21 protein-coding genes are annotated in these 23,562 nt (G+C 58.9%); 10 read left to right on the forward strand and 11 right to left on the reverse strand.

From position 1 onward, the window contains the following. Window positions 1–129: 129 nt before the first annotated feature. Window positions 130–1,536 (reverse strand): serralysin family metalloprotease, encoded by a 1,407-nt coding sequence (locus CKW14_RS17310; RefSeq protein ID WP_095125757.1) that lies wholly within the window; start codon window positions 1,534–1,536, stop codon window positions 130–132. Between the two features lie 277 nt (window positions 1,537–1,813). Between CKW14_RS17310 and CKW14_RS17315 the strand changes: the two genes are divergently transcribed. From CKW14_RS17315 to CKW14_RS17325, 3 genes are all read left to right on the forward strand, one after another. Next, complete coding sequence (locus tag CKW14_RS17315) at window positions 1,814–3,757, forward strand: DNA topoisomerase III (RefSeq protein WP_095125758.1); 1,944 nt, start codon at window positions 1,814–1,816, stop codon at window positions 3,755–3,757. 48 nt (window positions 3,758–3,805) lie between these two features. Then, window positions 3,806–4,309: a GNAT family N-acetyltransferase gene (locus CKW14_RS17320; protein WP_095047450.1), complete on the forward strand. Its 504-nt coding sequence runs from the start codon at window positions 3,806–3,808 to the stop codon at window positions 4,307–4,309. 510 nt (window positions 4,310–4,819) lie between these two features. Then, on the forward strand, window positions 4,820–5,149 hold the full coding sequence (locus tag CKW14_RS17325) for a hypothetical protein (protein WP_093437124.1): 330 nt from the start codon (window positions 4,820–4,822) through the stop codon (window positions 5,147–5,149). Between the two features lie 257 nt (window positions 5,150–5,406). Here the strand turns inward: CKW14_RS17325 and cynR are convergent, their stop codons facing one another. Continuing rightward, window positions 5,407–6,294: a transcriptional regulator CynR gene (gene cynR / locus CKW14_RS17330; RefSeq protein WP_095125759.1), complete on the reverse strand. Its 888-nt coding sequence runs from the start codon at window positions 6,292–6,294 to the stop codon at window positions 5,407–5,409. Window positions 6,295–6,414: 120 nt separating this feature from the next. Here cynR and cynS point away from each other — a divergent pair, with 120 nt between their 5' ends. From cynS to CKW14_RS17345, 3 genes are all read left to right on the forward strand, one after another. After that, window positions 6,415–6,882, forward strand: coding sequence for a cyanase (cynS, locus tag CKW14_RS17335; protein ID WP_093437115.1), 468 nt, complete (start codon window positions 6,415–6,417; stop codon window positions 6,880–6,882). Between the two features lie 80 nt (window positions 6,883–6,962). Further along, entirely contained in the window at window positions 6,963–7,199 is a 237-nt protein-coding gene (locus CKW14_RS17340; RefSeq protein ID WP_095125760.1) for a DUF2790 domain-containing protein, read from the forward strand. 12 nt (window positions 7,200–7,211) lie between these two features. Next, complete coding sequence (locus tag CKW14_RS17345; protein WP_077573391.1) at window positions 7,212–7,871, forward strand: carbonic anhydrase; 660 nt, start codon at window positions 7,212–7,214, stop codon at window positions 7,869–7,871. Window positions 7,872–7,993: 122 nt separating this feature from the next. Here CKW14_RS17345 and CKW14_RS17350 read toward each other — a convergent pair whose 3' ends face one another. Both CKW14_RS17350 and glsB read right to left on the reverse strand, forming a co-directional pair. Continuing rightward, the gene (locus CKW14_RS17350) at window positions 7,994–9,496 is read right to left on the reverse strand and encodes an aldehyde dehydrogenase family protein (RefSeq protein ID WP_095125761.1); all 1,503 of its coding nucleotides are present in this window, start codon (window positions 9,494–9,496) and stop codon (window positions 7,994–7,996) included. Between the two features lie 199 nt (window positions 9,497–9,695). Then, window positions 9,696–10,604, reverse strand: a complete 909-nt coding sequence (glsB, locus tag CKW14_RS17355; RefSeq protein ID WP_007911001.1) for a glutaminase B — start codon at window positions 10,602–10,604, stop codon at window positions 9,696–9,698. A 138-nt stretch (window positions 10,605–10,742) separates the two neighbouring features. Here glsB and CKW14_RS17360 point away from each other — a divergent pair, with 138 nt between their 5' ends. Next, a complete protein-coding gene (locus tag CKW14_RS17360; RefSeq protein WP_095125762.1) occupies window positions 10,743–11,231 on the forward strand; it encodes a GFA family protein in 489 nt (162 codons plus the stop codon). A gap of 162 nt (window positions 11,232–11,393) precedes the next feature. Here CKW14_RS17360 and CKW14_RS17365 read toward each other — a convergent pair whose 3' ends face one another. From CKW14_RS17365 to CKW14_RS17375, 3 genes are all read right to left on the reverse strand, one after another. Next, window positions 11,394–12,680, reverse strand: coding sequence for an ATP-binding protein (locus tag CKW14_RS17365; RefSeq protein WP_095047455.1), 1,287 nt, complete (start codon window positions 12,678–12,680; stop codon window positions 11,394–11,396). After that, window positions 12,681–13,388, reverse strand: a complete 708-nt coding sequence (locus tag CKW14_RS17370; RefSeq protein ID WP_095125763.1) for a winged helix-turn-helix domain-containing protein — start codon at window positions 13,386–13,388, stop codon at window positions 12,681–12,683. It lies immediately after the preceding gene. Window positions 13,389–13,600: 212 nt separating this feature from the next. After that, window positions 13,601–14,209 carry a tRNA-(ms[2]io[6]A)-hydroxylase gene (locus CKW14_RS17375; RefSeq protein WP_095047457.1) on the reverse strand — a complete coding sequence of 203 codons (609 nt, stop codon included), beginning with the start codon at window positions 14,207–14,209 and terminating at the stop codon, window positions 13,601–13,603. Between the two features lie 159 nt (window positions 14,210–14,368). Here CKW14_RS17375 and CKW14_RS17380 point away from each other — a divergent pair, with 159 nt between their 5' ends. Next, the gene (locus CKW14_RS17380; RefSeq protein ID WP_095047458.1) at window positions 14,369–15,232 is read left to right on the forward strand and encodes a universal stress protein; all 864 of its coding nucleotides are present in this window, start codon (window positions 14,369–14,371) and stop codon (window positions 15,230–15,232) included. An 87-nt stretch (window positions 15,233–15,319) separates the two neighbouring features. Here CKW14_RS17380 and CKW14_RS17385 read toward each other — a convergent pair whose 3' ends face one another. Beyond that, window positions 15,320–15,790, reverse strand: coding sequence for a DUF1289 domain-containing protein (locus CKW14_RS17385; protein ID WP_064117650.1), 471 nt, complete (start codon window positions 15,788–15,790; stop codon window positions 15,320–15,322). A 468-nt stretch (window positions 15,791–16,258) separates the two neighbouring features. Here CKW14_RS17385 and acnB point away from each other — a divergent pair, with 468 nt between their 5' ends. Then, entirely contained in the window at window positions 16,259–18,868 is a 2,610-nt protein-coding gene (gene acnB, locus CKW14_RS17390) for a bifunctional aconitate hydratase 2/2-methylisocitrate dehydratase (RefSeq protein ID WP_095047459.1), read from the forward strand. Between the two features lie 205 nt (window positions 18,869–19,073). Here acnB and CKW14_RS17395 read toward each other — a convergent pair whose 3' ends face one another. The 3 genes from CKW14_RS17395 to CKW14_RS17410 form a co-directional block, all read right to left on the reverse strand. Further along, window positions 19,074–20,720 carry a SulP family inorganic anion transporter gene (locus CKW14_RS17395; RefSeq protein ID WP_095125764.1) on the reverse strand — a complete coding sequence of 549 codons (1,647 nt, stop codon included), beginning with the start codon at window positions 20,718–20,720 and terminating at the stop codon, window positions 19,074–19,076. 80 nt (window positions 20,721–20,800) lie between these two features. Beyond that, the gene (locus CKW14_RS17400) at window positions 20,801–22,081 is read right to left on the reverse strand and encodes an HAAAP family serine/threonine permease (protein ID WP_095047461.1); all 1,281 of its coding nucleotides are present in this window, start codon (window positions 22,079–22,081) and stop codon (window positions 20,801–20,803) included. A gap of 529 nt (window positions 22,082–22,610) precedes the next feature. Next, on the reverse strand, window positions 22,611–22,805 hold the full coding sequence (locus CKW14_RS17410) for a hypothetical protein (protein WP_095047463.1): 195 nt from the start codon (window positions 22,803–22,805) through the stop codon (window positions 22,611–22,613). Between the two features lie 241 nt (window positions 22,806–23,046). Here CKW14_RS17410 and CKW14_RS17415 point away from each other — a divergent pair, with 241 nt between their 5' ends. After that, on the forward strand, window positions 23,047–23,430 hold the full coding sequence (locus CKW14_RS17415; protein ID WP_095047464.1) for a tautomerase family protein: 384 nt from the start codon (window positions 23,047–23,049) through the stop codon (window positions 23,428–23,430). Window positions 23,431–23,562 lie beyond the last annotated feature (132 nt).

Here is a 23,562-nt window from a genome sequence, read left to right on the forward strand (position 1 = left end):
TCGACCTAAAAGTCCTACTTCGATTATGGATTCGGCAAAGCGCTGACAGGTCGATGTATTTCTGTAGCATCCCCCAATCAGTCCCCTCTCCCACTGGGAGAGGGTTAGGGTGAGGGCCGCTTTCAGGCATCACGCAACAATATCAGCCGCCACCGCCTGCCCAACCACACCCACAGCAAAGTCCACCGAACCCTGCCCCGTCAGATCAACCATCAGGCTGGTCTGATTGGTCTGCGCGAAGTAAGTCAGGATCGCATCGCCGGCATGCCCGGTGAAACCGCTGACAAAATTCAGCGACGCCGCGCCCGTGGCGAAACCGGCGATCCCCGACAGGTCGATCTTGTCCAGGCCGCTGGTGAAATCCATGATCCAGTCCGGCGCAGTCATAGTTGAATCGCTGGCAGCACCGAACACGAAAGTATCCGCACCTTCACCACCCCACAAGGTGTCGCCACCGCCACCACCGTAAATGATGTCATTACCGGCACCGCCGACCAGCTCGTTGGCAACGGCGTTGCCGATCAGCAGGTCATTGCCTGAGCCACTGATGGCATTTTCCACGGTCACGCCGTGAGCGATGGAGACGTTGCCCACCAAGCCACCAACATCGGAGAACGAACCTTCATTGAGGTTGATCTTCTGGTTCTGATTGAAGCCGGAGAAGTCCAGCGTATCGTTGCCGCCGCCGTCCCACACCGAAAACACCACTTTGGAAGATGTCGAAGTGGCACTGTAAAAATCGCGCTCGGCATTGGAATTGAAACCGTACGTGGTGTCATCGGCGCGGGTCGCGTAGTTGGCGCCGTAGAGTTTTTGCACCGCAACGATATCGTCCAGCAACGGCGCCGAGGCGTATGCGCCGCTGCCGTCCTTGCTGAAATTCTGATCGGTATTGGCTTCGTTCCAATAGCTCATCAGGCTGTAGCCACGGGTGTCTTCAGCGTACTTGGCATCGTTGTAAGTCGGGTTGCCGTTGCCGGCGTTGTACGCACCCGGGTGCGACAGGCCGAGGGTGTGACCGATCTCGTGGGTCAGGGTCTGGCGCCCGTAGTTGTTGGTGTCCGGAGTTTTGTTGACCTGATACTGATCGTTGATCAGGTACCACGACTGGCCGTCATAGCCACCGCCGCTGGGCAGATAAGCGAATGCCGCACCACCGGTGCTGACGTCGTAGTTGCCGAACGTCATGTGGCCATCGCCGCCCTTGCCTTCGCTAAAGGTGACGTTAGCGACGTCGGCCCAGGATTGCATGGCCAGCACCGCCTGGGCTTTTTGCTGGGCGCTGAACTCGCTGAAGTTGCCCAGCTTGACGTTGTAGTTCGCCGGTTTGTCGGTCAGAAAGCTGTAGCTGAGGTCGATCTTGCCATCAGCATTCTTGTCGCCCCACGACAGGCCTTTACGCAGGATTTCATCAGCGGCCTGGTCAGCGGTAAATGAGGGTTTGCCATTGACCTGCCCGACACCACGGTCATACAGGTGGCTGAACGTATCGATTTCGTCGAAGGCGCTGGTGGTTTTGGATTTGGCTTGAGCCATGGTGGACTTCCTTGTTTCTGAGTAGTCAGTGTCGACAGACCACGGCGATCTTCTGGCGAGATCGTCCTGTCACTCGCGTGTTTGAATCGCTGAAAAACCTGACACAGGTGTAAACCGCAGGCTAATCAATTTCTCGATAGCCCGGGCTGCGTCCCTGTATTACCCGTCATGTGCTGCAATGCTTTTTATCTGTATATCCATACAGATAAAAGTTGCTGCTGACGCCAAGTCCGGCCATTCTGTGCACCTGTGCGGACCTTGATCGACGTGGGTGGTTATGCGGTTGTACCTCTGTGAAAAACCTTCTCAGGCCAAAGACATTGCGGCCGTGCTCGGCGCCAGGCGTCGGGGTGACGGCTGCTGGCTGGGAACAGACGTCACGGTGACATGGTGCATCGGCCACTTGCTCGAAACCGCCCCGCCGGACGCCTACGACCCCCGCTACAAGCGCTGGGTCCTGGCCGATCTGCCGATCATCCCGGACAAGTGGAAAATGACCGTCAAACCGCGCACCGCCAGCCAGTACAAAGCGGTCAAACGCCTGCTCGGTGAAGCCAGCGAGCTGATCATCGCCACCGACGCCGACCGTGAGGGCGAGATGATCGCCCGGGAACTGGTCGAGCACTGTCGCTATCGCGGGCCGATCCGGCGTTTGTGGCTGTCGGCGCTGGACGAAGCTTCGATCCGCAAAGCCCTGGCGGCATTGAAGCCGGGGGCCGAAACCTTCAGCCTGTATCACTCGGCGCTGGGCCGCTCGCGGGCGGACTGGCTGATCGGCATGAACATGAGCCGGCTATTCACGCTGCTGGGTCGGCAATCGGGTTATCAGGGCGTGTTGCCGGTGGGCCGGGTGCAGACGCCGACCTTGCGCCTGGTGGTGGATCGTGACCGCAGCATCGCCGATTTCGTGCCAGTGCCGTTCTGGGCGATTGATGTCGATCTGCTGCACAACGGCATACCGTTTACTGCGCAGTGGCGTGCGCCGTCGGATACCTGTGACGATCAGGATCGCTGCCTGAATCAGGCGTTGGCCCAGCAAGCGGCGGCTGCGATCAGCAGCGCTGCGAGTGCCCGGGTGGTCAAACTGAAAACCGAGCGCCTGCGCGAGGTGGCGCCCCTGCCCTTCGATCTCGGCACTTTGCAGGAAGTCTGCTCGAAGAAACTCGGCCTCGGCGCGCAGGAAACCCTCGACATCGCCCAGGCTCTCTACGAAACCTACAAAGTCGTCACGTATCCACGCAGTGATTGCGGTTATTTGCCGCTGAGCCAGCACAGTGAGGCGCCGGGGATTCTCGCCGCGCTGCGTCAGGCCGATCCGGGCCTTGAGGCGCTCAACGGGTTTCTGGAGCCGCAACGCAAATCCCGCGCGTGGAACGACGCCAAGGTCAGCGCGCACCACGGCATCATTCCCACCGCTGCAGCGAAGAATCTAGAGCGCCTGACCGGCAAACACCGCGCGGTCTACACACTGATACGTGCGCGCTATCTGGCGCAGTTCCTGCCCAATCACGAATACGATCGCACCCAGGCCGATTTCGATTGCGCTGGTGAAGCGTTGCGTGCGGTCGGCAAGCAGATCATCGAACCGGGCTGGAAACGCGCACTGCCCGAGGCGCTGGCAGCGGCCAAGGGCCGCGAGGCACCGGTACCGCAAACCTTGCCGGCACTTACGCAAGGCGTTGAGTGCGCGGTGGCTGACGTCAAGTTCAAGGATCTGTGGACGCAACCGCCCAAACCCTACACCGAAGGCGATCTGATCAAGGCGATGAAAAACGTCGCCAAACTGGTGGAAGATCCGCTGCTCAAACAGAAGCTCAAGGACACCACCGGGATCGGCACAGAAGCGACCCGCGCCTCGATCATTCAGGGCTTGCTTGACCGTGGCTATCTGGTGAAAAACGGCAAGGCCCTCGCCGCTACCCCGGCGGCGTTCAGCCTGATCGACGCGGTGCCCCGCGCAATTGCCGACCCCGGCACCACAGCCATTTGGGAGCAGGCGCTGGACATGGTGCAAAGTGGCGAAATGAGTCTGGAAGAGTTCGTCACCAAACAGGCAGCGTGGATGAGCAAACAGGTGACGCGCTGTTCCAGTCTCAGCCTGACCATCAGCGGCCCGCCACCAGCCGGTAAAGCGGCGGCCCCGTGGAAGAAAAAACGCAAATCGACCCGCAGCAAAACCACGGGTACGACAAAACGCACAGCGAAACCGTCAGGCAAATAAAACCCGCTAGTGTTTCTGCAAGGCTCAGCACTTTCAGGAACCCTGCGCATGGCCAATATCGAACTGCACCCCGCTCAGCGCGATGAACTGGATATCATCGAAAACCTCATGCAGTTCTACATGTACGACTTCAGCGAATGGCTGCCGCTGAAGCTCGCCGAGCACGGTTTTTTCTCGATCCAGCCGAAAATCGGCTATTGGCGTCACCCGACCACCCAACCGTTCCTGATTCGCGTCAATGGCGAACTCGCCGGTTTCGTGACCGTCGATAACGAAATCCACATCGCCGGGGCCGAACACAACATCGGCTACTTCTTCATCGCCCGACGCTTTCGTGGCCAAGGCGTCGCGCAGTTTGTCGTCTCTGCCCTCTTGAGCCGCATCCCCGGTCAATGGCAGATTTTCCATATCGACGCCAACCTGCCGGCACAGCGCTTCTGGGCCAGGCTGATTCCTTTATTGAGCGACGGCCACTTCACCCTGCAGCAGCGTGAAGTGGACGGCTATCCGTGCACCTTCTACGTGCTGCGAACGCCTTTTTCCGTTGCCTGAACGGATTCTTTCTCATTCCAAAACAGCTTTGTCCGACAATATGTAGTGAGTAAAAATAATCACTACAAAACCGTTGACGGCGTCGTTTTGCTTTTGCATGATGAAGACGTTCCCCGATCGGGAACACCAGTAACACGCTTGAGCAAACTCGTCTGACCGCCGAGTTGTTTTTTCCGGATACACGCTGCCCACAAGGCAGATTGAAGAAGCTGACCTGGCCTGAACGTCCAGTACAAGGACGAGAAGCGCTGGCGAAAATTCTCAAGATGCTTGTGGTCGACACGGTAAATGTCGTCAAGGAGCCTCCCGGTTTTCGCTGCTTCTCCTCGTTGTGACGCTATTGCGTAGCAGTTATTCAACACGACTACATGCAACAGATGCACGACCCCGTACTTCACACGGGCGAGCGCTGACGTCCTGGTTTCGGTGCCAGGGATCAACTAACCGATGGGCTACCTGTATTAGCGAATCAACTTTGAAAGATCACCAGACTGGTCAAGGGGCAATATCATGAATCTGAACAATCAACCTACTATCGAAGAACTGGCTCGTATGTTCGCTGCGCAGAAAGACAGCCATGACAGCCATATTCTCTGGATCAGCAAGTCGGGTCAGGTGCATATCGACTGCCTGGCGACCCATGCTGACGAAGACGAGTTCGACCGCAATCATCAGAACCTGCTGGCCCGCTTGAAGATGTACCGCCGCGGCCACGGTTATGTTGGCAAGAAAGCCGCGGCCGACAAGGACTTCATCGGGAATGTTCTGCAAACGCTGAAACAGGCGTGGGATTCGATGCAGAATAAGAATGAAGTTCGGGTGATTGATCGGTTCTGCTGAGCTAGTAATTAAATAATTGAAAGGCCTGCTTCCTTAAAGGAAGCAGGCCTTTTTTTGTTCGCTTGCATTGATTTGGCGTGACTGGAATTGTAGCCCCTCACCCCAGCCCTCTCCCGAGGGAGAGGGAGCCGATCGAGTGATCTCAAGTCATCCGTCAACCCGGAACACCGAGTTGATTATGGATTCAGCAAAACACTTTCAGGTCGGCGTATTACTCCAACATCTCTCGGTCAGTCCCCTCTCCCCTTGGGAGAGGGTTAGGGTGAGGGCATCCCCCAGCCCAACACCATTTCAGCAAACGCCACCGCCGCCGCACTGTGATAATTATTGCGCCGCCGCAACAACGCCGCTCCACGCTGCGGCGCCTCGCTCTCCACGCGCAACCGGCGCAATGCCCGATCCTCCGTCGCAATCGCCTGCGGCAGCATCGTCGCCAGCGGTGAGTGCCGCACCACTTCCAGCAACGTACTCACCGAATTCACCTCAATCCGCACCTGCGGCGTAATTGCGTGCTGACGGAAATATTCATCCACCGATAACCGCGTGATGAAGTCCGGCGCCAACAAGGCGAAATCCAGTGAAGCAATATCTTCCGACGTCAGTAACGAGTGGCTGTCATACAGCGGATGCTCACGCCCGACCATGATCCCCAACGTTTCGGTAAACGCCGGAATGCATTCGATATCAGCATTGCGCACCGGCGTAAACGCAATCGCAATATCCAGCGAGTCATCCGCTAACCCCGCCTCGATGTCGTCCATCGACAGCTCGAAAATCTGCAAATGAATTCCCGGATAGCGCGCGGCAAAGTCGCGCACCAACGGCCCGACCAGGTACGCCATGAACGTCGGTGTCATCGCCAGACGCAACGTCCCGCGAGACAAATCCTTCACCTCATGCAACGCGCGCTTGCCCGCCTCCAGCTCCACCAGCACCCGTCGCGCGCATTCGATGTAGGCCTCGCCAGCATCGGTGGGTTTGACCGTCCGCGAGGTGCGATCAAACAGATTGACCCCCAGTGTCTCTTCCAGTTGGCGAATCTGCTGCGACAGGGTCGGCTGTGAAACATGCAATGCCTCGGCGGCACGGGTAAAGCCGCCGTGATCGGCAACGGCCAGCAGGTAACGCAAATGTCGCAGCAGCATGGGAACACCATCTATAGGCAGTACTTATACAAAGCATTGTATATCGATCTTGGACGCTATGGATCAATCGGCAGAAGATCAATCCCACACAGCAAGCCAACCCCTGAAAGGAGTGACACCATGCAACAGTCCCACGCCTACAACGACACCAGCCTGGCCCTGACTACCCGCATTCTCGATGCCAAGGCACGCAAAGATCTGTCGTGGCAGGATCTCGCCGACGACACCGGCCTGAGCCTGGCGTACGTCACCGCTGCCCTGCTCGGTCAGCACCCGCTGCCGGAAAACGCCGCCCAAGTGGTCGGTGACAAGCTGGAACTGAGCGCTGAAGACGTCGCGGCGATGCAGATCATCCCGCTGCGTGGCAGCCTCAGCGGCGTGCCGACCGACCCGACCATCTACCGCTTCCACGAGATGATCCAGATCTACGGCACCACCCTCAAGGCCCTGGTTCACGAACAGTTCGGCGACGGCATCATCAGCGCGATCAACTTCAAGCTCGACATCAAGAAAGTTGAAGACCCGGAAGGCGGCTCCCGCGCTGTGGTCACCCTCGACGGCAAGTTCCTGCCCCTGCGTCCGTTCTGATCCGCACCGGCCCGCACCCTGCGTGCGGGCCAACCCACCCCAAATGGTTACCCGTCACCACTGCGTCTGGAGGCTGCCCCATGCAAAAAATTCTACTGATCCTGGCCCTGCTCGGCGGCTTTTCCGTCCAGGCATCTGCCGCTGACGAGGCCGTTGCCTACCGCTACGGCATGCAGCTGGATATCGCCCAAGTGCTGAACATTACCCCGGTTGCCGATGTGTGTGGCGTGGTGCCGGTGGAGATGACGTATCTGGACAGCCACGGTGGCAAACACGTTCTTCAATACAGCGAATTCGGCAGCGGTTGCTCGAACTAAGAGGACAACACCATGAAAAACCTGATTGATGGCTTCCTGAAATTCCAGAACGAAGCGTTTCCGCAACGCACCGAACTGTTCAAACACCTGGCGACCACGCAACAGCCCGGCACCTTGTTCATCACCTGTTCCGACAGCCGTGTAGTGCCAGAATTATTGACTCAACAAGAACCCGGCGAGCTGTTCGTGATCCGTAATGCCGGCAATATCGTGCCGTCCTACAGCCCGCATCCGGGCGGGGTTTCGGCGACGGTCGAATATGCGGTGGCGGTGCTCGGCGTGACCGACATTGTGATCTGCGGCCATTCGGACTGCGGCGCGATGACCGCGATTGCCCAGTGCAAATGCATGGATCACCTGCCCGCCGTCAGTGGCTGGCTGCAGCATGCCGAGTCGGCAAAAGTGGTGAATGAAGCGCGGCCGCATGCCAATGACGCGGCGAAGTTGAGTTCGATGGTGCGCGAAAACGTGATCGCGCAACTGGCAAACATTCAGACCCACCCGAGCGTACGTCTGGCTCAGGAAAAAGGCCTGCTGAATCTGCATGGCTGGGTGTATGACATCGAGACCGGCTCGATCGATGCGCTGTCCGCCGACCGCCGCACGTTTGTACCGCTGGCTGAACAGCCGGCGACTTGCGCGATTCATGCACAAACCACCCACGCCGCCTGAGCAACTGATCGTGCCCACGCTCTGCGTGGGAATGCCTCAGGGGACGCTCTGCGTCCAGTGACGCGGAGCGTCACGGGCTGCGTTCCCACGCTGGAGCGTGGGAACGATCATTGTCCGCCAGATCAGCGTTTTACCGTGAGGTCTACTTGGGTCATGCGGCTACGAACAGTGAACACGCCATCCCCCGAAAGAATCGCACTGCGCGCAAACAAGCGCCCACTCTCCCAGTTCGAAAGCCCCAACTCTGGTTTGTTGAGCGCGTACTGCCCATCGACCCAACGAGTAATGCCGTTGCCCACGAACGGCGCGTTGACCGCGTTGTAAAAGCGCTCCTGAACCTGCGCATCCTCGCTGATCAACGACACGGTAAATTGCGGACTGTAGCGGTTGAACAGCGCAATCGCATGATCCAGATCGTCAACGATCATCAGGCTGACTTCCGGGGTTTCTTCCCACTCCCACTCGCGGCCCAACTCGGACTCTGCCAAGGGTTCGGCCAGTGCTTCGGTCTGATAGCCCTCGGCGCGATAGACCTCGACCGTCGCGTTCTGCCACTCGCTCGGCAAGCAACTTTCGCTGCCTTCGACGATGTGCAATTTGCAGCCCTGACCACGCGCGGTGCCGGCCTGTTGCAATGCCTCAAGAAACAACGGCACCAGTTCCACCGCGCGATCACGCTGGATCAGGCAGACGTTCAACGTATTGCAGACTTTGCGATCCAGCGAGTTGCGCACCACGGCGGCGAAACGTTGGGCATCCGCATCACGATCAGCGATCAACCACGCACCTCCCGTGCCGTGCAGGCTGACGGCGGTGCCGGCCTGCTGGGCAATGCTGCCCAGTTGACTGACCGCACGACCCGAACCACGCGCGACGGCCAGCGACAAACGCCGGTCAGCGAACATCGCCCAACCGGCGGCATGATTGACACTTTCCACCAACGACACCGCACCAGCCGGCAGACCGGCATCGGACAGTGCCGGGTTCAACGCATGAGTGACGATGGCTTGCGCGGTGCCCAACGCATCGCTGCCAATGCGCAGCACGGCGGTGTTGCCAGTGCGCAAGACACCGGCTGCGTCGGCGAACACGTTCGGCCGGCCTTCAAAGACAAACGCGACGATGCCCAACGGCGAAACCACTTGCTCGACCTTCCAGCCGTCGTGCTCGACGCTGCTGATGACTTTACCGCGCGTGGCTGCGGCATCTCGCCAGGCGCGCAGGCCGGCGATCATGTCGCCACGCATGCGCTCATCGGCGAGCAATCGGGTGGTGGAACGACCGCGCGCCTTGGCCCGTTCGATGTCCGCGCGGTTGGCGGTTTCGATGTGTGCCCAGCACGCAGGGGTTTCCAGACGTTGCGCAAACAGGTCGAAAAACTGGCTGATGGCCTCATCGGACACCGCCGACAACGCAGTGAATGCCGCTGCCGCACGCTCGATCGCCACGGACGCCGCTTGCTGATCCGCCACGGGAATCAACAGCAACTCGCCACTGACCTGCTCCACCAGCAGATGGTCTCCGGGCTGAAAGCGCGCGGCCAGTTCGGGGCTGACCACGGTGACGCGGTTACCAGCGAAAGGGATCGGCGTGCCAGCGACTAGACGTTCGAGCGCGAGAGACATGAAGCGGATTCACCATGCAGGGAGCGGCCGGAAAATGTAGCGGATTACTCGATGAAATACACCTCTTCAAACACTTAAGAAACCTGTGGGAGCTGGCTTGCCAGCAATAGCGGTGGTTCAGTCAATTTATAGTGACTGACAGACCCTCATCGCTGGCAAGCCAGCTCCCACAGGGTTTTGTGGTGTCTGTGTGATCAGGTCAGAAGACTGACCAGCCAATCCGCGCGCTAAGCATCTCCAGCGCCGCCATGCCCGCCAACGAATTCCCCGCCGCATTCAATTCTGGCGACCACACGCACACCGTGAACTGCCCCGGCACCACCGCGACAATCCCGCCGCCGACACCGCTCTTGCCCGGCAAGCCAACGCGATAAGCGAAGTTGCCCGCTTCGTCATACAAGCCGCTGGTAGCCATGATCGAGTTGACCTGTTGGGTTTGCCGACGCGTGAGGATCTGTTCGCCGCTGTGTTTGCAGAAACCGTCGTTGGCCAGAAAGCAGAAAGCCCGGGCCAGATCAATGCAGTTCATGCGCAACGCGCAGTGGCTGAAATAGCTGCGCAACACCGCTTCGACGTCGTTGTGGAAGTTGCCGAACGACTGCATCAGATACGCCATCGCTGCATTGCGCGCACGGTGTTGATATTCGGAGTCGGCGACTTTGCCGTCGATCATGATCTGCGGATTGCCTGACAGTCGGCGGACGAAATCGCGCATCGACAGGGTTGGTGCAGCAAAGCGCGACTGGTTGATGTCGCAGATCACCAGCGCGCCGGCATTGATGAACGGGTTGCGTGGCCGACCGCGCTCGAATTCCAGTTGCACCAGCGAGTTGAACGGTTGCCCGGACGGCTCGTGTCCGAGGCGTTCCCAGATCGCTTCGCCGGAATGATCGATCGCCTGCACCAGGCTGAACACCTTGGAAATGCTCTGCACCGAGAACGGCGTCTCGGCGTCACCGGCGCAATACATCTCGCCGTCGTTGCCGTACACGGCGATGCCCAGCTGATTGGCCGGCACGGTGCCGAGGGCAGGAATGTAGTCAGCCACCTTGCCCTGCCCGATCAACGGGCGGACAGCGTCAAGAATCTCGTTCAACAGCGCTTGCATGCCGGGTTCCGAAGTCTCGCCCCATGGGATTGCGGGGACACTGGGGCTAGACGCTGCGCCCGCCCGTCGAATCACACCGGCCGCCATCGTACTGAATGTTCTAGGCTCAACCGCACATTCAAAAACGGGAGAGCAACCATGCAACTCGAAGGCTCCTGCCATTGTGGCGAGGTCACGTTCAGTCTCACCAGCGCCCATCCCTACCCTTATCAACGCTGCTATTGCTCGATCTGTCGCAAGACTCAGGGCGGCGGCGGTTATGCGATCAACCTTGGCGGCGACGCGACCAGCCTCAAGGTGCGCGGGCGCAAACACATCAGCATTTACCACGCGAAGATGAAAGACGAAGGCGACCAGCGCGCCCATCGCAGCAGCGCCGAACGACATTTCTGTTCACTGTGCGGCAGCGGCTTGTGGCTGTTCAGCCCGGAATGGCCGGAACTGATCCACCCGTTTGCCTCGGCCATCGACACGCCGTTGCCGGTGCCGCCGGAAAATACGCATCTGATGCTCGGTTCGAAAGCAACCTGGGTGGAAGTCGAGGTGAAACCCAAGGACCAGCAATTTGACGAATATCCCGAAGAATCGATTGCCCAGTGGCATGAGCGCCTCGGCTTGACCCGTTGAACAGTGCCCCTATAGGAGTGAGTCTGCTCGCGATAGCGGTGGATAGGCACACCCATGCTGACTGACCCGACGCTTTCGCGAGCAGGCTCGCTCCCACAGGAGAACGCATTCCATTTGTGGGAGCGAGCCTGCTCGCGAAGGGGGCGGCACAGGGCAACGCATTCAATCCAGATGCGCCCAGGTCATGCGAAACGACGCCCCACCCCAAGGCGAATCGCCCACCTCAACCTGCCCGCCATGGGACTGCGAGACCCGTCGCACCAACGCCAGGCCCAAACCAAACCCGCCGGTGCGGCGATCGCGACTGGCATCCAGCCGCGAAAACGGTTCAAAGATTTTCTCGCGCCCGTCCACCGGCACCCCCGGCCCATCGTCGTTAACCCGCACCTGGTAATAATCGCCCGTGCGTTCCAGCGTCACTTCCACCCGCTGTTCGGCATAACGAATCGCGTTGCGCAGCAGATTGATCACCGCCCGCGCCATGAATCGCGGTTCGATGCGCACTGTGTCGATCCGGCAATCCGCGATCAGCAACTGCACCCCCGCCGCTTCGGCCTCCAGCGCCACGCTGCCAACCACGCTATCAAGCCAATTGGCAGCCTGGATGTTTTCGCGCTTGATCACCGTCGCGCCGCGCTCAAGGCTGGCGTAGGTCAGCAGCTCGGACACCATCTCCTCCAGTTCACCAAGGTCGGCGTACATGTCGGCAATCAGCTCGCGGTTCTGGCTGGCGTCCGGCTGTTGCTTAAGCTGGTCGAGTTCAAACGACAGCCGCGCAATCGGCGTGCGCAGTTCGTGAGACACGGCATTGGTCAGCTCACGCTGATTGGCGATCAGCCCTTCGATGCGCGCCGCCATCAGATTGAAGTGTTCGGCCAGATCGCGAATGTTCGAGCGTTTCGACAATTGAATGCGCACCGACAGGTCGTTATCGCCGAAACGCTCGGCGGCCAGGCGCAGTTTTTCCAGATCGCGCCAGTGCGGGCGCACCCAGAAAAACAGGACGATGCCGATCAACACGGCAATCATCAGGTAGGCACTGGCGATGTAGAACGGCATCAGGCTCGGCTCGGCCGGCAATCGGATGCTGAGCAACTGCGGCCCCTCGTCAATCGCAGAAATGTACTGGTTGTACTTGTCGCGGATCACCAGCAGCCCTTTGGCCAGCTCGGCTTTTTCCTCGTTGCTCAGGGCCAGTTCAGAGGCGTCGACCAGCGTCAGCCCCAAACCGTAATGCGGGCGGATCGTTTCCAGCTGTTGTTCCCGGGCCGGTCTGTCGAGGTCGCGCAGTTGCTGGCCCAACGTCCAGGCCTGGCCGCGCACGGCCTCACGGTTGTAGTCCTGCATCTGATAATCGAGCAAGGCATCAAAAGTACGCTCGACCGTTTGCAGCGCCAGCACCAGACCTATCGTCATGACCAGAAACAGCCCGAGAAATAACCGCAGCATCTACAGCTCCCACGCGAACGGATTGAACAGATACCCCTTGCCCCACACGGTTTTGATGCACATCGGCTCGCGGGGATTGTCTTTGAGCTTGTTGCGCAATTTGCTGATGTACACGTCGACGCTGCGATTGAGCCCGTCGAAGGCAATCCCGCGCATGCGATTGAGAATGTCATCCCGCGACAGCACCTTGCCCGCCGCGCTGGCCAGCAACCACAGCAGCTCGAATTCCATGGTGGTCATTTCAATGACCTCGCCCGCCAGCCGCACTTCACGGCAACTGCGGTCGACGCTCAACTGGCCGAACTCCAGAAAACTGACGACATTGCTATCCGGCACCTGCCGCCGCTGCAGCGCTCGCAGCCGGGCCAGCAATACCGGTGGCTTGATCGGTTTGATCACGTAGTCATCGGCGCCGGACTCCAGACCGAGGATATGGTCGAGGTCATCTTCCTTGGCCGTCAGAATCACGATCGGCGTGTCCGATACACTGCGAATCTCGCGGCACACGTGCAAACCGCTCTGCCCCGGCAACATCAGGTCGAGCACCACGACTTTCGGTTTGAACTCGAGAAAGGCAGCCACGGCCAGATCACCGCGATGCACCGTGCGCACCTCGTAGCCGTGTTGTTCGAGAAAGTGGGCGATCAGCGCGGCGAGGCGCTCATCGTCTTCCACCAGCAGGAGTTTGCCAAAACCCAGGTTTTCCATAACGACCGTGTGCCGCCCATGTGTGAAGTGGTCGGCATTATGGCGGCAATCGCAGGCGGAGGTCCGTTATCGGTAATGTTTCATACTCTTAAGAGTTTTTAACATTCAAACGTAAAAGATCGCAGCCTTCGGCAGCTCCTACAGGGAAACGCATTCCAAATGTAGGAGCTGCCGAAGGCTGCGATATTTTGACGTTGTTTTTTCGAACAGGGTTATGCCGCGACAGGCACACCGCTGTGGAAGCGGAATTCTTCATCCGGCGACTCGATCAGTTCCTGCTCGGCGGCGCGGACTTTCTCGATGACCTGAGCAATATCCTTCGCATCGCCGTATTGATAGGCCAGTTTCAGATAACCCTGAAAATGCCGCGCCTCGCTTTTCAGCAGGCCAAAGTAGAACTTGCCGAGTTCTTCGTCCAAATGCGGCACCAGTGCTTCGAAACGCTCGCAACTGCGTGCTTCGATAAACGCGCCGACCACCAGCGTATCCACCAGTTTCACCGGCTCGTGGCTGCGCACTACCTTGCGCAAGCCCGAAGCGTAACGACCGGCGTGGAGCTGGCGCAGTTCGATCTTGCGCCGCTTCATGATGCGCATGACCTGCTCGTGGTGCACCAGTTCTTCCCGGGCCAGACGCGACATCATGTTGATCAGGTCGACGTGGGAATGGTACTTGGCAATCAGGCTCAGGGCGGTGCTGGCAGCCTTGAACTCACAGTTCTTGTGGTCGATCAGCAGGGTTTCCTGATCGGCCAGTGCAGCCTGAACCCAGGCGTCGGGGGTGCGGCAGCCAAGGAATTCGTGGATTTCGGGAAGGATCATGGGGCTCACGGTAAAAGGTGTTCGAGCGAAGGGCGCCGATTATACCGGCCTGTCCGCAGACCACCAGCGGCTGGCGTTGATATGCATCAAGTCGCGCACGATCGGACAGCAACTATAGTTGTGCAACGCCGTGCCTTTTCTTTGCTGGAGACTCCGCTCATGCAAGCCATTCGCAGCATTCTGGTGGTCATCGAACCCGAACATTCGGAAAGCCTGGCGCTCAAGCGCGCCAAATTGATCGCCGGCGTAACCCAGGCCCATCTGCACCTGCTGGTGTGCGACAAGAAGCACGACCACGCCGGCATGCTCGGTGTGCTCAAAGCCGCACTAGTGGCCGACGGCTACAGCGTGACCACCGAACAGGCGTGGAACGAGAGCCTGCATGAAACCATCATCGAGGTGCAGCAGGCCGAGGGCTGCGGTTTGGTGATCAAGCAGCATTTCCCCGACAGCTCACTGAAAAAAGCCCTGCTGACCCCGGCGGACTGGAAGCTCCTGCGCCACTGCCCTACCCCGGTGCTGCTGGTGAAAACCGCCGGTTCGTGGAAGGACAAGGTGATTCTGGCAGCCGTGGACGTGGGCAATGCCGATGGTGAACATCGGCATTTGCACACGACGATCATTGATCATGGCTACGACATCGCCAGCCTGGCCAAGGCGCATCTGCATGTGATCGCTGCGCATCCATCACCGATGCTGTCGGCTGCAGACCCGACGCTGCAACTGAGCGAAACCATCGAGGCGCGTTATCGCGAGCAATGTCGAGCGTTTCAGGCGGAATTCGATGTCGATGATGAGCATCTGCACATCGAGGAAGGCCCGGCGGACGTGTTGATCCCGTTCATGGCGCACAAGCTGCAGGCGGCGGTGACGGTTATTGGCACGGTGGCACGCACCGGGTTATCAGGGGCGCTGATCGGCAATACCGCGGAAGTGGTGCTGGATGCGCTGGAAAGTGATGTGTTGGTGCTCAAACCGCAGGAGGTTGAGGATCATCTGGTGGAGTTGGCGGTGAAACATTAAAGATCAAAAGATCGCAGCCTTCGGCAGCTCCTACAGGTAGAACGCATTCCCATGTAGGAGCTGCGGCACGCTGCGATCTTTTGACCTTCAGGCGCCAAAGGCGTCTTTGAGAAATCCGGGGGCGATGTAACGCTGATAGTGCGCTTCCGACAGCAGGAAGAATTCCCGATCAATGGCATCGCGCAATTCCGGCAGGTTCCAGTCGCGAAACTCCGGCAGCAACACCATCCCGTACGCTTCCAGATTAATGATCACCCGCGCCCCACGGGCAATCAGCTGATACGCCCAGCAATATTCCGACTGATGCGGCACGAAGCGGATCTTGCGCTGCTCGAGTTGCTCGCGCAGGCGCGCCGAATCGAAAATCTCGACCTTGGCCGCCATCACTTGTGACAGCAATTGCTCCAGACGCAACCACACCGCACGTTTTTCTTCCTCGTTGTAGCCATTCCAGTGGATCACTTCGTGGTGGAAACGCTTACAGCCACGGCACACCAGATCACCGTAAACAGTGGAGCAGAGGCCGACGCAGGGGGTCTTGATGGTCTGATTGGGCATAAGATAGGTAAAACACTGAAACGCGGAACAGGTCGGCATGTTAGCCCTTTGTCGGGCATTGATCACCCCTCAAACTTCAGGGTCACAGCCACGCGCGGCGTTTGCCCTGGCCACGCGCATTGCCACGAAAGTCCAATAGAGCCCGACTTACCTTTAAATTTTTTTTGCCGTAGAATCAGCCAGCCTTTTAAGGCGCCAATGTCCGTTAGAAGCTGTTTTCAAAGCGTCACGAGCACAGTCGTTCCTTCAGAGCGGTGTTGGCGAGGGATTTTTCCAGCGGGGAAAAATCCAGCGCCAACCCTCATCAGCTCCCCGTTCTGCAGGCGTAAAACTTTGAAAGCAGCTTCTGTAAGGAATTGCCGGTAATTCTGGCCGAACGACCCACAACGTCGTGAGGAGCATGAGTACGGCAGTTTCGGGATGAGCGTCCCGGACACCCATTTGGGACCACTGATGAGGGTAATAACTGTGCTTGAAGCCTACCGCAAACATATCGAAGAGCGTGCAGCCCTGGGTATCGTTCCCCAGCCGCTTAACGCCGAACAAACAGCAGGCCTGGTCGAGCTGCTGAAAAACCCTCCGGCTGGCGAAGAAGAATTTCTCGTTGACCTGATCACCAATCGCATTCCACCAGGCGTGGACGAAGCGGCCTATGTCAAAGCCGGCTTCCTGTCTGCACTGGCCAAGGGCGAAGTTTCCTCCCCTCTGCTGGACAAAAAACGCGCTGTAGAACTGCTCGGCACCATGCAGGGCGGCTACAACATCGTCACTCTGGTTGACCTGCTGGACGACGCCGAGCTGGCGCCGGTCGCTGCCGCGCAACTCAAGCACACCCTGCTGATGTTCGATGCGTTCCACGACGTCGCGGAAAAAGCCAAGAACGGTAACGCTCACGCTAAAGCCGTGCTGCAATCCTGGGCTGACGGCGAGTGGTTCAAAAACCGTCCGACCCTGGCCGACAAGATCAGCCTGCGCGTGTTCAAGGTTACCGGCGAAACCAACACCGACGACCTCTCCCCTGCTCCTGATGCCTGGTCGCGTCCAGACATCCCGCTGCACGCCCTGGCCATGCTGAAAATGGCCCGCGACGGCATCGTTCCTGATCAGCAGGGCGCCATCGGCCCGATGAAGCAGATCGAAGAAATGCGCGGTCAAGGCTTCCCGATCGCCTACGTCGGTGACGTGGTCGGTACCGGTTCGTCGCGTAAATCGGCCACCAACTCGGTGCTGTGGTTCTTCGGCGACGACGTTCCTTACGTGCCGAACAAGCGTGCTGGCGGTTTCTGCTTCGGCAGCAAAATCGCTCCGATCTTCTACAACACCATGGAAGATGCCGGCGCACTGCCAATCGAGTTCGACGTTTCCAACATGAACATGGGCGACGTGATCGACCTGTACCCGCATGCTGGCAAAGTCTGCAAACACGGCACCGACGAAGTCCTGACCACCTTCGAAATGAAGACTCCGGTGCTGTTGGACGAAGTCCGTGCTGGCGGCCGTATCCCGCTGATCATCGGCCGTGGCCTGACCGAGAAGGCTCGCGCCGAACTGGGTCTGCCACCGTTCGACCTGTTCAAGAAGCCAGAAGCACCAGCTGAAAGCACCAAGGGTTTCACCCTGGCGCAGAAAATGGTCGGCAAGGCTTGCGGTCTGGCAGAAGGCCAAGGCGTTCGTCCTGGCACCTACTGCGAACCGAAGATGACCACCGTGGGTTCTCAGGACACCACCGGTCCAATGACCCGTGACGAACTGAAAGACCTGGCGTGCCTGGGCTTCTCGGCTGACCTGGTGATGCAGTCCTTCTGCCACACCGCGGCGTATCCAAAGCCGATCGACGTGACCACCCACCACACCCTGCCTGACTTCATCATGACCCGCGGCGGCGTTTCCCTGCGTCCGGGCGACGGCATCATCCACTCGTGGCTGAACCGCATGCTGCTGCCAGACACCGTGGGTACCGGTGGTGACTCCCACACCCGTTTCCCGATGGGCATCTCGTTCCCGGCCGGTTCCGGTCTGGTTGCGTTTGCCGCAGCCACCGGCGTTATGCCGCTGGACATGCCGGAATCGATCCTGGTGCGTTTCAAAGGCAAAATGAAACCTGGCATCACCCTGCGTGACCTGGTTCATGCCATTCCTTACTTCGCTATCCAGAACGGTCTGCTGACCGTCGAGAAGAAAGGCAAGAAAAACGCCTTCTCCGGCCGCATCCTGGAAATCGAAGGCCTGGAAGGTCTGACCCTGGAGCAGGCGTTCGAACTGTCCGACGCCTCGGCCGAACGTTCGGCTGCCGGTTGCACCATCAAGCTGTCGAAAGAGTCGATCACCGAGTACCTGAACTCCAACATCACCCTGCTGCGCTGGATGATCGGCGAAGGCTACGGCGATGCGCGCACCCTGGAACGTCGCGCCCAAGCGATGGAAGCCTGGGTTGCCAACCCGGAACTGATGGAAGCCGATGCCGACGCCGAATACGCCGAAGTCATCGAAATCGATCTGGCCGACATCAACGAGCCGGTACTGTGCGCGCCGAACGATCCGGACGACGCCCGTCTGCTGTCCAGCGTTGCTGGCGAGAAGATCGACGAAGTGTTCATCGGTTCGTGCATGACCAACATCGGTCACTTCCGCGCTGCCGGTAAACTGCTGGATCAGGTCAAGGGTCAGCTGCCAACCCGTCTGTGGCTGTCGCCGCCGACCAAAATGGACGCTCACCAACTGACCGAAGAAGGCTACTACGGCATCTACGGCAAGGCTGGCGCGCGCATGGAAATGCCAGGCTGCTCGCTGTGCATGGGTAACCAGGCACGCGTTGAGCCGAACAGCACCGTGGTGTCGACGTCGACCCGTAACTTCCCGAACCGTCTGGGCGACGGCGCGAACGTCTACCTGGCTTCGGCCGAACTGGCGTCCGTGGCTTCGATCCTGGGTCGCCTGCCGACCGTCGAGGAGTACATGGAATACGCTGGCAAGATCGACAGCATGGCGGCCGATATCTACCGCTACCTGTCCTTCGACCAGATTGCCGAGTTCCGTGAAGCTGCTGCGAACGCCAACATCCCGGTCGTTCAAGCCTAACGCTGCAACGCAATGAAAAAGCGCCGCCCATCGTGAGATGAGCGGCGTTTTTTTATGCCTCACACATAGACCCTGTGGGAGCGAGCCTGCTCGCGAAAGCGGTGTGTCAGTCGATGTAACTATTGGATGATGAATCGCTTTCGCGAGCAGGCTCGCTCCCACGTTTGATTCTTACCAGACAAGAGACCTGCATTTCCCGATAGGGTTACGGGTTGAGCTTGAGGGCTTTCTGCACGGCGCCATCGACGCTCAAACCGCTGAGGATCACAGCGTTGGCTTGCACTTCGGGCAACGCCTCCAGCACCGCCAGCGCCTCATGCTTGAGCCGCGCCAGAATCAAACGCTTGCCTTCCTGATGCACCCGCACAAAGAACTCCTGCATCGCCTCAATGCTGGTGCCATCCAGATCCGGCGTCTCCTCGAGACTCAGAATCACCGTATGCACTGGCATTTCTGCATGGCGGATCAGCCGTAACGCCGCGCCCAGAATCCGCTCAACGTTGGCAAAGAACAACGCCTCACTGGGCCGAATGATCAGTACGCCAGGCTCCGTTCGCGCAACGGGATGACGCTGCACATCGACAAAATCGTGCCCGCCATCAATCCGCCCGAGCACTTGAATGTCCGCGGCTGACATCTGCTTGAGCATCAGCAGCACACTGATCGCCACCGAAACCAGCAGACCGTCCAGCACGCCCAATACCAACACGGCCGTAACCGCGCAGATCACCAGCACACGATCCCGGCGCCAGATGAAGTAGCGGCCCAGCGGCTGCAGACTCAAACCGCGACCCAGCGCATGCATGACAATCGCGGCGAGGATCGGCTCCGGGGTCAGGGCGATCCACGGCAACACCGTCAGCACGATGATTAACACCACCAACGCCGCCACACCGCCGGCCCAGCGTGACGTCGCACCTGCTGCTTCATTCGCCGAGGTCGCCGAGTACCCTGCCCCGGCCGGCATGCCATGAAACAATCCGGAGAGCAGATTCGATGCGCCTAACGCCAACAGATCACGGTTTGAGGTGACGCGATCGCCATGCTTGAGCGCATACGCACTGATCGACCCGTAAGACTCCGCATACAGAATCATCACCAGCGCAAAACCCACCTCCCCCAGCCGTAGCCAGTCGGCGAATGGCAGCACCGGCAGGTTAGGAACTTCCAGGCTCAGGTCGATAATGCCGATCATCTGCACGCCGTACGCCGACAGATTCAACCATTGCCCGGCGGCGATGCCGATCACTACAACCAGCAAGCCACCGGGCACCCGCGGGAATCGTGAAAACACCGCGAGCAACACCAGCGCGACGGCCGCAACAGCCGCGGCCATCCAGTTCCAATGCGGCAGTTGTTCTAGCAGTTGCGGGGCGAAGCGCACCAGATTGGCCTCGATCAGATGCACGCCCACCACAGTGGCGACCTGCTTGAGAATGATGGTCAACGCCAGGCCGAAGGCGAATCCGCGCAGAACCGGTTTGGCGATGAAGGACGTGACACTGCCCAGACGAAACACCCCGGCCAGCAAAAACAGCGCACCGCTGATGAGCACCAGACCGACCGCCAAAGCGGAGCGCAATTGCGGATCACCATTGGCCAGTGTCGCCGTCGCCGCCGCCAGCACAGCCGCCGAAGAAGACGTCGCCGAGACAATCGCAAAGCGACTCGTACCGAATACCCCGTAGCAGAACAGCCCGGCAAACAGCGCGATTACCCCGGCCTGTGGCGCCAGCGCGGCAATGGTCGAATACGCCACCGCTTCGGGCAGCAAGAGACCGGCTATCGATAGACCGGCGAGTACATCCCGCCAGCGATTGCGTTGCTCTACAGGTTGCGGGGCGCTCGACAATCCACTGTCTCCAGACGAAAAAAAGCCGCTGCATACGTCGTATGCAGCGGCCACTGTAGCTGAGTATCTGGAGTTGTAGCTTACGCGGTCAGCGAATAAATCAACGCCGAAATCGCTACCAGGCCGACAGCCGTTACAAACACGTTCGACGCCTGGCCGCGATAGCGGGCCATCGCTGGCACTTTACGGATTGCGTACATCGGCATCAGGAACAGAATCGCCGCGATCACCGGGCCGCCGATGGTTTCGATCATGCCCAGAATGCTCGGGTTCAGGGTTGCCACGATCCAGCAAACCACCAACATGAAGGCCGCCACGATGCGATCCAGCGCCTTGGCGCCCGGGCGTTTGCCGCTCTTGATAATCAGGCCTTTGAGACCTTCGCTGGCACCGATGTAGTGACCGAGGAACGACTTGGAGATCGCCACAAACGCAATCAACGGCGCTGCGAAAGCGATGGTCGGATTGCTGAAGTGGTTGGCCAGGTACGACAGGATCGACAGATTCTGCGCTTTGGCCTCGGCCAGTTGTGCCGGCGACAGGGTCAGCACACAGCTGAAGACGAAGAACAGCACCATCGCCACCATCAACAGGTGTGCGCGGGACAGGATCTGCGAGCTGCGCTCTTCAGCGTGGACGCCGTAACGACGCTTCTGATCGACCGCAAACGCCGAGATGATCGGCGAGTGGTTGAAGGAGAACACCATCACCGGAATCGCCAGCCACAGCGTGTGCAGCAACGCAGACGGTGCCGGCACCTGCGAAGCCGTGGCGAGAATGCCGCCGTTCCAGTGTGGAATCAGGTAAACGGCGAGGAACAGCAGCGCAACGATAAACGGATACACCATCAGGCTCATCGCCTTGACGATCGCCTGCTCACCGCAACGCACCACGGCCAGCAGACCGAGGATCAGCACGAACGACAGCAGAGCGCGCGGTGGCGGCGTGATGTGCAGTTGATGTTCGAGAAAACTGGCGACCGTGTTGGTCAGACCGACGCTATAGATCAGCAGGATCGGGAAGATCGCGAAAAAGTACAGCAAGGTGATCAGCGCGCCGGCCTTGATGCCGAAATGCTGCTCGACCACTTCAGTGATGTCGGCGCCTTCACGACCGGAAAGCACAAAGCGGGTCAGGCCACGGTGCGCGTAGAACGTCATCGGGAAGGCCAGCAGCGCAAGGACCACCAGCGGCCAGAAGCCACCCAGTCCTGCGTTGATCGGCAAAAACAGGGTACCGGCGCCGATGGCCGTCCCAAACAGTCCCAACATCCAGGTGGTGTCCTGGCGATTCCAGCTCGAAAGTTCAGCGGGTGCTGCTGCATCAAAGCGCTCTTCGACGCTATTGGCCTGATCATTCATCCGGTCGGATCTCCGCATTCCGGTCACTTGCCACTCGGTCAGACGCGTCGGAAAAAACCGACAGACATGCTCCGGCCGAAACAGGGGCGCGATTCTCCGCGATAAATGAGCAGAAGCAAAGACTTAGCTGAGGAATGGTTGTGCGGAGCAGATCAGTCGAGTGTCGTTTTCGGAAAAATGGCTGTCGTACAAAGACACGCCGAATGTCGTTTTTAGTATGACCGTGCGAGTTCAAGAACACATTTCAGACCGAACGAAGAACCAGGGTTCCGATTGTGATGACGACCAGCGCAAATATTGCCCCCATGGCGAACCTGAATAATTCAGAGCGAATCTCCGCGGGGGACAGTCCTTTCGCCTCTTCAGCGAACTCGGCGTCCTCTCGTCGAAGTCGTTCGACTCTGGCCTTGGGATCTTCTGTGTACATGTTTATTGTCCTTTGCGAAGTCACGAGATCAATCTGCTATGCAAATCGTTGTTGAGCATCCGATACGCCTGATCGCAAACCATGATGCTTGCAGCGTTTCATTCAAAGCTTGGTCAATATCCCGAATACAGCCGTAATCGCAGTTAGCAGTCCCGTGCCTACGGCCACCGGGTACCAGAACCTTTCTCGCTTGAGTTTGTTTTCCTCAGCCATGAGCTTGCGCCTCTCGACAATGAGCTTGCGGGATTCGTTTTGTAGTCTTTCGAGTTCCAGGTTTTCTCGATCATTCTGAAGCATGTGCCTTCCTTGGCGTTTAGCACTGAGTGCCCGGGCTGCTTTGTGCCCTCATGATTTCGCATTCATCAACTGCCCGATAGCGGACGGATCTGTCGAATTCGTAGGCAAAATCCGCGAGTCAGGTAGGCAGCCTCATACAGAGACCTTTCAGAAAACACCTCGCGATCAAGTACCCGTGCCTTTCAATTTGGCCCACATGATCTAGCGTGAAATGAGTCCCCCTGCCCTGCGGAGCCTTCCCATGCCATTGGTTCGCGTCGACATCAGACAAAACCCCGACCCCAACTTCGCCAAACGCATCGGCGAGCAGATCTACGCCGCCCTGCGCAGTTGTATCGATGTGCCCGAGCACGACAACTTTCAGATCCTGACCGAGCACGATGGCCAGCACCTGGTCTACGATCCGCAATACCTGGGGATCCAGCGCAGCGACGGCGTGGTATTCATTCAGATCACCATCAGCGAAGGGCGCACAGTGGAGAAAAAGCAATTGCTGTTCAAAACCATCGCCGAGCGCCTGCACGCGCAGTTGGCGGTGCGCCTGGAAGACGTGTTCATTAATCTGGTCGAGGTGAAAAAAGAGAACTGGTCATTCGGCAATGGCATTGCCCAGTACGTCACCTGACCCCGCAATTGACAGCCAGCTACCGGCCGAAGCGATCATCAAACATCACAACGCAACCCTCGGCGCTGCCTTCGCACGAGTAATCGACAGTGCTCATTTCAGGTTTTAAAAGAAACGCTCCTTGAAATTGAC

The organism is Pseudomonas sp. Irchel s3a12 (assembly GCF_900187485.1).
Lineage (GTDB): Bacteria > Pseudomonadota > Gammaproteobacteria > Pseudomonadales > Pseudomonadaceae > Aquipseudomonas > Aquipseudomonas neuropathica.

Excerpts from the sequence above, each read along its gene's own strand:
- CKW14_RS17375 (WP_095047457.1), bottom strand. The coding sequence starts at position 14,209 with ATGATCCTTCCCGAAATCCACGAATTCCTTGGCTGCCGCACCCCCGAC.
- CKW14_RS17315 (WP_095125758.1), top strand. The coding sequence starts at position 1,814 with ATGCGGTTGTACCTCTGTGAAAAACCTTCTCAGGCCAAAGACATTGCG.
- CKW14_RS17385 (WP_064117650.1), bottom strand. The coding sequence starts at position 15,790 with ATGCCCAATCAGACCATCAAGACCCCCTGCGTCGGCCTCTGCTCCACT.
- glsB (WP_007911001.1), bottom strand. The coding sequence starts at position 10,604 with ATGCAAGCGCTGTTGAACGAGATTCTTGACGCTGTCCGCCCGTTGATC.
- cynR (WP_095125759.1), bottom strand. The coding sequence starts at position 6,294 with ATGCTGCTGCGACATTTGCGTTACCTGCTGGCCGTTGCCGATCACGGC.
- cynS (WP_093437115.1), top strand. The coding sequence starts at position 6,415 with ATGCAACAGTCCCACGCCTACAACGACACCAGCCTGGCCCTGACTACC.
- CKW14_RS17320 (WP_095047450.1), top strand. The coding sequence starts at position 3,806 with ATGGCCAATATCGAACTGCACCCCGCTCAGCGCGATGAACTGGATATC.
- CKW14_RS17370 (WP_095125763.1), bottom strand. The coding sequence starts at position 13,388 with ATGGAAAACCTGGGTTTTGGCAAACTCCTGCTGGTGGAAGACGATGAG.
- CKW14_RS17415 (WP_095047464.1), top strand. The coding sequence starts at position 23,047 with ATGCCATTGGTTCGCGTCGACATCAGACAAAACCCCGACCCCAACTTC.
- CKW14_RS17410 (WP_095047463.1), bottom strand. The coding sequence starts at position 22,805 with ATGCTTCAGAATGATCGAGAAAACCTGGAACTCGAAAGACTACAAAAC.
- CKW14_RS17340 (WP_095125760.1), top strand. The coding sequence starts at position 6,963 with ATGCAAAAAATTCTACTGATCCTGGCCCTGCTCGGCGGCTTTTCCGTC.
- CKW14_RS17360 (WP_095125762.1), top strand. The coding sequence starts at position 10,743 with ATGCAACTCGAAGGCTCCTGCCATTGTGGCGAGGTCACGTTCAGTCTC.
- CKW14_RS17365 (WP_095047455.1), bottom strand. The coding sequence starts at position 12,680 with ATGCTGCGGTTATTTCTCGGGCTGTTTCTGGTCATGACGATAGGTCTG.
- CKW14_RS17325 (WP_093437124.1), top strand. The coding sequence starts at position 4,820 with ATGAATCTGAACAATCAACCTACTATCGAAGAACTGGCTCGTATGTTC.
- CKW14_RS17350 (WP_095125761.1), bottom strand. The coding sequence starts at position 9,496 with ATGTCTCTCGCGCTCGAACGTCTAGTCGCTGGCACGCCGATCCCTTTC.
- CKW14_RS17380 (WP_095047458.1), top strand. The coding sequence starts at position 14,369 with ATGCAAGCCATTCGCAGCATTCTGGTGGTCATCGAACCCGAACATTCG.
- CKW14_RS17400 (WP_095047461.1), bottom strand. The coding sequence starts at position 22,081 with ATGAATGATCAGGCCAATAGCGTCGAAGAGCGCTTTGATGCAGCAGCA.
- CKW14_RS17345 (WP_077573391.1), top strand. The coding sequence starts at position 7,212 with ATGAAAAACCTGATTGATGGCTTCCTGAAATTCCAGAACGAAGCGTTT.
- CKW14_RS17310 (WP_095125757.1), bottom strand. The coding sequence starts at position 1,536 with ATGGCTCAAGCCAAATCCAAAACCACCAGCGCCTTCGACGAAATCGAT.